The 6850-nt window shown below is 31.2% G+C and carries 8 protein-coding genes; 2 read left to right on the top strand and 6 right to left on the bottom strand.

Annotated elements, in window-relative coordinates:
- Nucleotide 1: 1 nt before the first annotated feature.
- From fabK to J2Z44_RS16240, 6 genes are all read right to left on the bottom strand, one after another.
- On the bottom strand, nucleotides 2–952 hold the full coding sequence (gene fabK, locus J2Z44_RS16215) for an enoyl-[acyl-carrier-protein] reductase FabK (protein WP_021281712.1): 951 nt from the start codon (nucleotides 950–952) through the stop codon (nucleotides 2–4).
- 51 nt (nucleotides 953–1003) lie between these two features.
- A complete protein-coding gene (gene acpP, locus J2Z44_RS16220; protein WP_021281713.1) occupies nucleotides 1004–1237 on the bottom strand; it encodes an acyl carrier protein in 234 nt (77 codons plus the stop codon).
- A 28-nt stretch (nucleotides 1238–1265) separates the two neighbouring features.
- Nucleotides 1266–2243: a beta-ketoacyl-ACP synthase III gene (locus tag J2Z44_RS16225; RefSeq protein ID WP_021281714.1), complete on the bottom strand. Its 978-nt coding sequence runs from the start codon at nucleotides 2241–2243 to the stop codon at nucleotides 1266–1268.
- A 10-nt stretch (nucleotides 2244–2253) separates the two neighbouring features.
- Nucleotides 2254–2718 (bottom strand): MarR family winged helix-turn-helix transcriptional regulator, encoded by a 465-nt coding sequence (locus J2Z44_RS16230; protein ID WP_021281715.1) that lies wholly within the window; start codon nucleotides 2716–2718, stop codon nucleotides 2254–2256.
- A 208-nt stretch (nucleotides 2719–2926) separates the two neighbouring features.
- Nucleotides 2927–3577, bottom strand: a complete 651-nt coding sequence (locus J2Z44_RS16235; RefSeq protein ID WP_021281716.1) for a hypothetical protein — start codon at nucleotides 3575–3577, stop codon at nucleotides 2927–2929.
- A gap of 152 nt (nucleotides 3578–3729) precedes the next feature.
- Nucleotides 3730–4554 carry a M23 family metallopeptidase gene (locus J2Z44_RS16240; protein ID WP_021281717.1) on the bottom strand — a complete coding sequence of 275 codons (825 nt, stop codon included), beginning with the start codon at nucleotides 4552–4554 and terminating at the stop codon, nucleotides 3730–3732.
- A 226-nt stretch (nucleotides 4555–4780) separates the two neighbouring features.
- On the opposite strand from J2Z44_RS16240, the gene J2Z44_RS16245 reads away from it, so the two are divergent.
- Both J2Z44_RS16245 and J2Z44_RS16250 read left to right on the top strand, forming a co-directional pair.
- Complete coding sequence (locus J2Z44_RS16245) at nucleotides 4781–5773, top strand: DnaD domain protein (RefSeq protein ID WP_021281718.1); 993 nt, start codon at nucleotides 4781–4783, stop codon at nucleotides 5771–5773.
- Nucleotides 5766–6737: an ATP-binding protein gene (locus J2Z44_RS16250; protein ID WP_021281719.1), complete on the top strand. Its 972-nt coding sequence runs from the start codon at nucleotides 5766–5768 to the stop codon at nucleotides 6735–6737. Before J2Z44_RS16245 ends, J2Z44_RS16250 begins: the two co-directional genes overlap by 8 nt.
- Nucleotides 6738–6850 lie beyond the last annotated feature (113 nt).

The following is a 6850-nucleotide window of genomic DNA, read 5'->3' on the forward strand; positions in this document are numbered from 1 at the left end:
ACTATCCTCCAAAATTAACTGAAGAAATTTTTTCTATAACCTCTTTAGCACCTTCTACTAAATCCTTTATAATTTCTTCACAGCTTTCTTCTTTTTTTATAAGCCCAGCTATTTGTCCAGCCATAACTGAACCATTATCTATGTCTCCTTCAACAACAGCCTTTCTTAAGGCTCCTGATCCTAACCTTTCAATTTCTTCAAAGGATGCTGCTTGTTTTTCTAGGTTAATAAACTCTCTTGAAAGTTTATTTCTAAGAACTCTTACTGGATGTCCTGTGCTTCTTGCCGTTACCACAGAATCAATGTCCTTTGCATCAATAACTTTTTTCTTGTAATTTTCATGAACAATACATTCTTTTGCAATTAAAAATCTAGTTCCAACTTGAACTCCTTGCGCTCCTAACATAAAAGCAGCTGCCATTCCTCTTCCGTCTCCAACTCCACCAGCAGCAATTACTGGAATGTTTACACTATCCACTATTTGTGGAACCAGTGCCATAGTTGTTAATTCTCCAATGTGACCTCCTGCTTCCATACCTTCAGCAATAATAGCATCCGCACCGCTTCTTTCCATTCTTCTTGCTAAAGCAACTGACGCAACCACAGGAATTACCTTAATATTATGACTCTTCCACATGTCCATATACTTTCCTGGATTTCCGGCTCCTGTTGTAACTACCTTTACGCCCTCTTCACACACTATCTTTGCTACTTCATCTGCATTTTCACTTAGAAGCATTATATTTACACCAAAAGGTTTATCCGTAAGTTCTTTTGCCCTTTTAATTTCTTTTCTTACATTTTCGGGAATATTATTGCCTGCTGCAATAATTCCTAGTCCTCCAGCATTAGACACTGCACTTGCTAAACTACTATCAGCAATCCATGCCATTCCCCCTTGAATTATAGGGTATTTTATTCCAAGTATTGAGCATATATCTGATTTAATCATGTTTACCTCCTATGGTTAAGGTCAGATAGTATTTCCATCTGACCTTAAGCTTTACTCTTCAACCTTAGACTTTACGTAGTTAACTATATCTCCTATAGTTTTTATGTTTTCAATATCTTCATTTGGAATTTCAATTTCAAATTCCTCTTCTAAACTCATAACTATTTCAAATATCTCTAAAGAATCTACCCCTAAATCGTCTGTGAAAGTTGACTCTAAGTTAACTTCCTCTACCTCCATTGATAATTGATCTGCTATAACCTTTTTAACCTTTTCTACTACCATTTCAATTCCTCCTAAAATTCACTAAATATTATTTATTCCATGTTATCAGTGCACTTCCAAAAGTAAGTCCACCACCAAAACCTATAACTATAATTTTATTTCCTTTTTTAAAAGTTCCATTTTTATTTCCCTCATCTAGAGCTATTGGTATGCTAGCTCCTGAGGTGTTACCAAATTTATTTAAATTTATTACAAACTTATCTAAGGACACACCAATTTTTTTGCTAAATGTTTCTATCATTCTAATATTAGCTTGATGAGGAACAATAAAATCTATTTCTTCCTTAGTAAGCTTTGCTTCCTCTAAGATTCTATTGAATTCATTTTCCATAACCTTAACAGCAAACTTATATATTTCCTTACCTTCCATAGATATCTTATTGTTCACTGGTATAGTATCTATAATAAATGGGTTTTTTAATGCTACTGAGCCACAAGTTAGAGCTTCCCATTTTTCACCTTCACTTTTAGAGTTAATATAAGATAACCCTTCAATTGTACTTTCCTTTAATACTGCAGCACCTGCTCCATCTCCAAACAGCACACTAGTACTTCTATCTTCCCAGTTTACTATTTTGGATAAAACTTCAGCTCCAATAACTAAGGCTGTTTTTAGTCTTCCTGAAGCTATAAATCCTGTAGCAATATCTAGCCCAAAAACAAAACCACTACACGCAGCATTGATGTCAAAAGCCATGGCATTACATGCCCCAATGTTCTTCTGAACTTTACATGCCACTGAAGGAACTAAAGAATCCGGACTACAGGTACCTACAACAATAAGATCAATTTCTTCTGGTTTTAGGTTACTGTCCTTTAAAGCCTCCATTGCAGCTTTTGTTGCTAGGTCTGAAGTCTCTTCTCCTTGTGAAATATGTCTTTGTTCTATTCCAGTTCTTGATAATATCCATTCATTAGATGTCTCCATTATGGATTCCAACATTTCATTAGTAACTATATGATTTGGAGCATAAGAGCCTGTTCCGATAATTTCTATGCTTCTCATCGTTGCCTCCTTACTTGCTATCTAAGTGATAATTAGATTTGAAAAATGTATTTAACTTCTCAAGAGACTTAACTAAAACTTGTTCTTCATCCTTACTTAATCCATTTATAGTTTCTTCTACCATAGTCTGATGAAACTTATCATGAATTCTATAGGCAAGTTTTCCTTTTCTAGTAAGAGCTATCATTACTGCTCTTCTATCTTCTTCCCCTCTTTGTCTCTCAACATACTCTTTTTTCACAAGTTTATTTATAGCAGTAGTTAATGTGCCTACTGTAATATTTAAATCTTGAGCAACTTCGCTCATAGTTCTTGAATTATACATTCCTATTGCTTCAATTGTGTGTATTTCTGTTATAGATAAATCATTAAGAACCCCTTCCTTAAGAGCATTTTGCTCAATTTGAAGAATATCATTAAAGATTTCTACTAATAATTCATTTATTACCTTTTTATTTGAAGAAGGTGATGACATTTTTAATCTTCCCCTTTACTTTGACAATCAAATATTTTGATAATCAAAGTATATTACTTATAAAACTATATGTCAATATAAAATTTATTATTCCACTATATTTTTGTAATTATTTTACATGTTGTACATAATCAAAAAAATAATAATAGATCATTAGAGTTTTCCAATGATCTATTATTATAAAGTTAGGGTAAGGAGTTATATTTTATTATGCTTTTTCTATATTGTATATATAATCGTCCTCATTATTTGTTTCAAAGAACTTATATTCTTCATTAGCTGAGGACACAAAACCCTTTAAATATAAAAATCTTAACTTGTAGAATAAGTTTATATCTGCATTTGCTCTTTCAAAGTTTCCTCTATGAACACAAGAAGTGTTTATCCATCTTACAATGTGTTCATCAGCTTGAATTAACTTTTGAACTCTATCACAAGGCATACCTTCAAGAATATAATTGTTTAAAGTTGAAAATATATCCTTAGCATTCTGAGGATTTTCTTTTTCTTTTGCCATTTGGCCTTGTTTAATTCCATTATTGTAGAATATATCTTCTGCAGTCTTTAGTGCATCACTTCCATATTTATCTATAAATATTGATAAAATAACAGCAACTCTACTTTCTCCATTTTGAATTTTATTTTGAAGCCATCCATGTATATTGCTTAAATCAATTAACTCTTCAATAGATTTTGTTCTATCAATAAGCTCTCCATAATTTTTAGTTTCCTCTATAATTTCTCTTGCCTCTTCACCATAAATCTCAAGATATTTATTTCTTAAGTCCATTTCTATATCTTGAAATAAAAGTACTTTATTAAATAACCAGCTATGAATTGGTGCTAAAAATGCGCTCATATAACTATTCTCCTTTTCATTATAAAAATTTCAACCTTCATTTCATAAGGTTTTATCTCTTTATATTTACATCTATGTAATAACTTTTTCTATAGTTATATGATAATCTAAATTAAGAAATTTATCCGTAACCTATGTTACAATATGTAAATTTAGTATTGATTTTTACTTCCATATTTAAGAGGGTCTACAGGGTTTCCATTTACTTTTACTTCAAAGTGTAAGTGTGGTCCCGTGCTATCCCCTGTGCTTCCAACATCTGCAATATGTGTTCCCTTTTTTATAGTTTCACCTGTGTTTACATAAAGTTTATTACAATGAGCATAAATTGTTTCCATCCCATTGCCATGATCTATCTTTACCACTTTTCCATAACCGTTTTGTATTCCTGAGAAAGAAACCCTTCCATCAAGAGCAGCCTCTATTGGTGTTCCTAAGTTTGCTGCTACATCTATACCTTTATGCATAATTCCATCTCTAACACCAAAATAGGAAGTTAACCATCCTACCGTTGGAGTATGCAAAGAACTATTTAGTGTTACCAGCTTTTCCTTTGGAGAACTTACTACTGGCATAGCTTCACTTTCTTTAACAATGGTAAAGGATATTACATTGTTTTTGTTGTTATTATTTTCGATAATTTTATTGCTCAACGTTTCAGCACTATATACATCACTTTCATTACAAGTGGTTTTTTCATAGGTTATTTTATTATTAACAACTACAGTTTTTATTCCCTTTACTTTTGTCTTAGCCAAATATCTTTCCTTTACTATTTCTATTGCCTTATTTCCTATTTCTTCACTAGGCACAACTCCAATATTCACTCCATCTGACTTCATCACAACTCCACTAACTTTATTTGTTTCAATTTTTGTATATACTTTATTACTATTTGACATAATCATTACTGTGATAAAAATAATAGTGATACATACTACAAAAATCTCTTTACCTATTGATTTAAAACTTGTCATATTATACCTCCATATCTCTAGTGATAATATTCCCCTTGGAAGGTATTTTTAAACATTGGTTATATATTCTTATTTTTTACCTTTGTTTTATGTAAAAAATATATGGTATACTATGATTAAGTTAATTGGGAGAGTATTTATTATAAAATACTTCCTGTTGATATTAATAATGTTTAACATTATAATATTTTAGTATTAACAATACATTGAGAAAGGCAGAGATTCCATGAGCACTTTTATGTTTAAGAATAAAACTTTAGATTATACTCCAGTAAGTAATGTGTTCATAGATAAGTACATGGCAAAGGCTAGAGGTGAATACGTAAAGGTATATCTCCTTGGACTTAAGTACTGCATTAGTGGCGAGCTAGGTGCAAACTCAAGCCTAATTGCTTCAACGCTTTCTCTTTTAGAGACTGACGTTGTGAATGCCTGGAATTATTGGCATGATGAGGGCATTGTGAAGATGTCTTCTATTGATAACATGGGTAACTTCTACATTGAATTTTTAAACTTAACTAATATTCAAGAAGAAGGTGGAAAAAATCTTAATCTTTTAAGGGAGCTTGATAACTCCTCGGTTAAAGGAATGCTACAAGACATAGAAAAGCTTATTGGCCGTCCTCTATCCCCTAAGGAAATGACTTCTTACTTAGGTTGGCAAAAGGATTTTAATTTTTCCCCTGAGTTAATTCTTTTATTAATCCAGTATTGTGTATCTAAAGGGAAAAATGATTATAGATACATAGAAAAAATTGCAATGGCTTGGCATGATTCAAATATAAAGGATATTGAAGGTGCCCAAAGCTTTATAAAAAGGCATGAAGACAAATGGATTAAGATAAGAAAAATACTCACCTACCTAGGAATTAAAAATGCTGATATTATGAAGCCACAAGAAGAAATTCTTGAGAAATGGTTAAGTGTCTATAAGTTTCCTATTGATGTTATCTACAAAGCCTGTGATATATGTTTTGAAAGATTAAACAGAGCTGATTTTAAATATATTGATGGTATACTAAACAGTTGGTTTAAGGATAACATTAAAAGTTTAGAAGATATTGAGAAGAAGGATAGAAAAAAACTTACTCATAAGCCTATTATAAACAACTCAAATAATTCAGCTCCTTCTAAAGGTAACTTTAACAACTATGAACAACGTACTTATGATTTTGATGAATTAGAAAGAAAACTATTAGGATGGGATAATAATGATTAATAGTCATCACCTTGAAATAATGAAAATTTATGAGGATATTAGAACTAAAGAGCAAGATAGCTTAAGAAAAAGAAGAGCAGAAATTGAAGCTAAGCTTCCTGAAGTTATTGAGATAGAAAGTACAATCGGAAAGCTTTGCATTCAAATGTCTTTAAATGCTCTTAGAAATTTAGAAAGTAGAGAAGAATACCTAAGGGAAGTTAAAGAAAATATAACTACTCTCAGAATGGAAAAGTCGGAGCTTCTTGTATCCCATGGATATTCTATGGATTATCTAGAATTAAAGTATCATTGTAGCAAATGCAAAGATACAGGATTCTTAGGAAAAGAAAAATGCACCTGCTATAAACAAAAACTAGTTAAGATTTACTACACAAACTCAGATTTATCTAGTCTTTTACAAAAAAACAACTTCGATAACTTTAATTTAAATTATTATTCTTCAATAAATAATGGTCCTGAAAGGTTTAGCCCAAGAGAGAACATTGAAAATATTGTAAGCAAGGCTTGGGGTTTTATAAAAAACTTCAATACCAGTGATGAGAATCTTCTTTTTTATGGTAATTCAGGTACTGGTAAGACCTTCTTATCACACTGCATTGCTAAAGAGCTATTAGATAAGGGATATTTTGTGGTTTATAAAACCTCAGAAGACTTAATTAAAAGTTTAAAAGAAATAAAGTTTAACGGAAATTTAGAATTGGAAGAGCATCTAATTAACTGTGACTTGTTAATTATAGATGACTTAGGTACAGAAATGTCCTCAGACTTTTCTAAAACTGAATTATTTAACTTACTTAATGGTAAACTTTTAAAAGGAAAGAAGATGCTTGTATCTACTAACTATGCTTTAGATGGCCTTACTACTATGTATTCTGAAAGAATAACTTCAAGGCTTATAGGTAATTTTGATTTGTTTAAGTTTTATGGAAATGATATTAGATTGCAAAAGAAAATGGCATAATAAAAAGACAAGGGAAACCGAGGGCACTGAAAAACATCTTGTTTTTCAGTGTTCTGCCTTTTAGATAATAAAAAAGACATGAGTATAATCCATTTTATGGTACATACTCATGT

Source organism: Clostridium punense (assembly GCF_017874425.1).
GTDB lineage: Bacteria > Bacillota > Clostridia > Clostridiales > Clostridiaceae > Clostridium_J > Clostridium_J punense.

Excerpts from the sequence above, each read along its gene's own strand:
- fabK (WP_021281712.1), bottom strand. The coding sequence starts at position 952 with ATGATTAAATCAGATATATGCTCAATACTTGGAATAAAATACCCTATA.
- acpP (WP_021281713.1), bottom strand. The coding sequence starts at position 1,237 with ATGGTAGTAGAAAAGGTTAAAAAGGTTATAGCAGATCAATTATCAATG.
- J2Z44_RS16225 (WP_021281714.1), bottom strand. The coding sequence starts at position 2,243 with ATGAGAAGCATAGAAATTATCGGAACAGGCTCTTATGCTCCAAATCAT.
- J2Z44_RS16230 (WP_021281715.1), bottom strand. The coding sequence starts at position 2,718 with ATGTCATCACCTTCTTCAAATAAAAAGGTAATAAATGAATTATTAGTA.
- J2Z44_RS16235 (WP_021281716.1), bottom strand. The coding sequence starts at position 3,577 with ATGAGCGCATTTTTAGCACCAATTCATAGCTGGTTATTTAATAAAGTA.
- J2Z44_RS16240 (WP_021281717.1), bottom strand. The coding sequence starts at position 4,554 with ATGACAAGTTTTAAATCAATAGGTAAAGAGATTTTTGTAGTATGTATC.
- J2Z44_RS16245 (WP_021281718.1), top strand. The coding sequence starts at position 4,781 with ATGAGCACTTTTATGTTTAAGAATAAAACTTTAGATTATACTCCAGTA.
- J2Z44_RS16250 (WP_021281719.1), top strand. The coding sequence starts at position 5,766 with ATGATTAATAGTCATCACCTTGAAATAATGAAAATTTATGAGGATATT.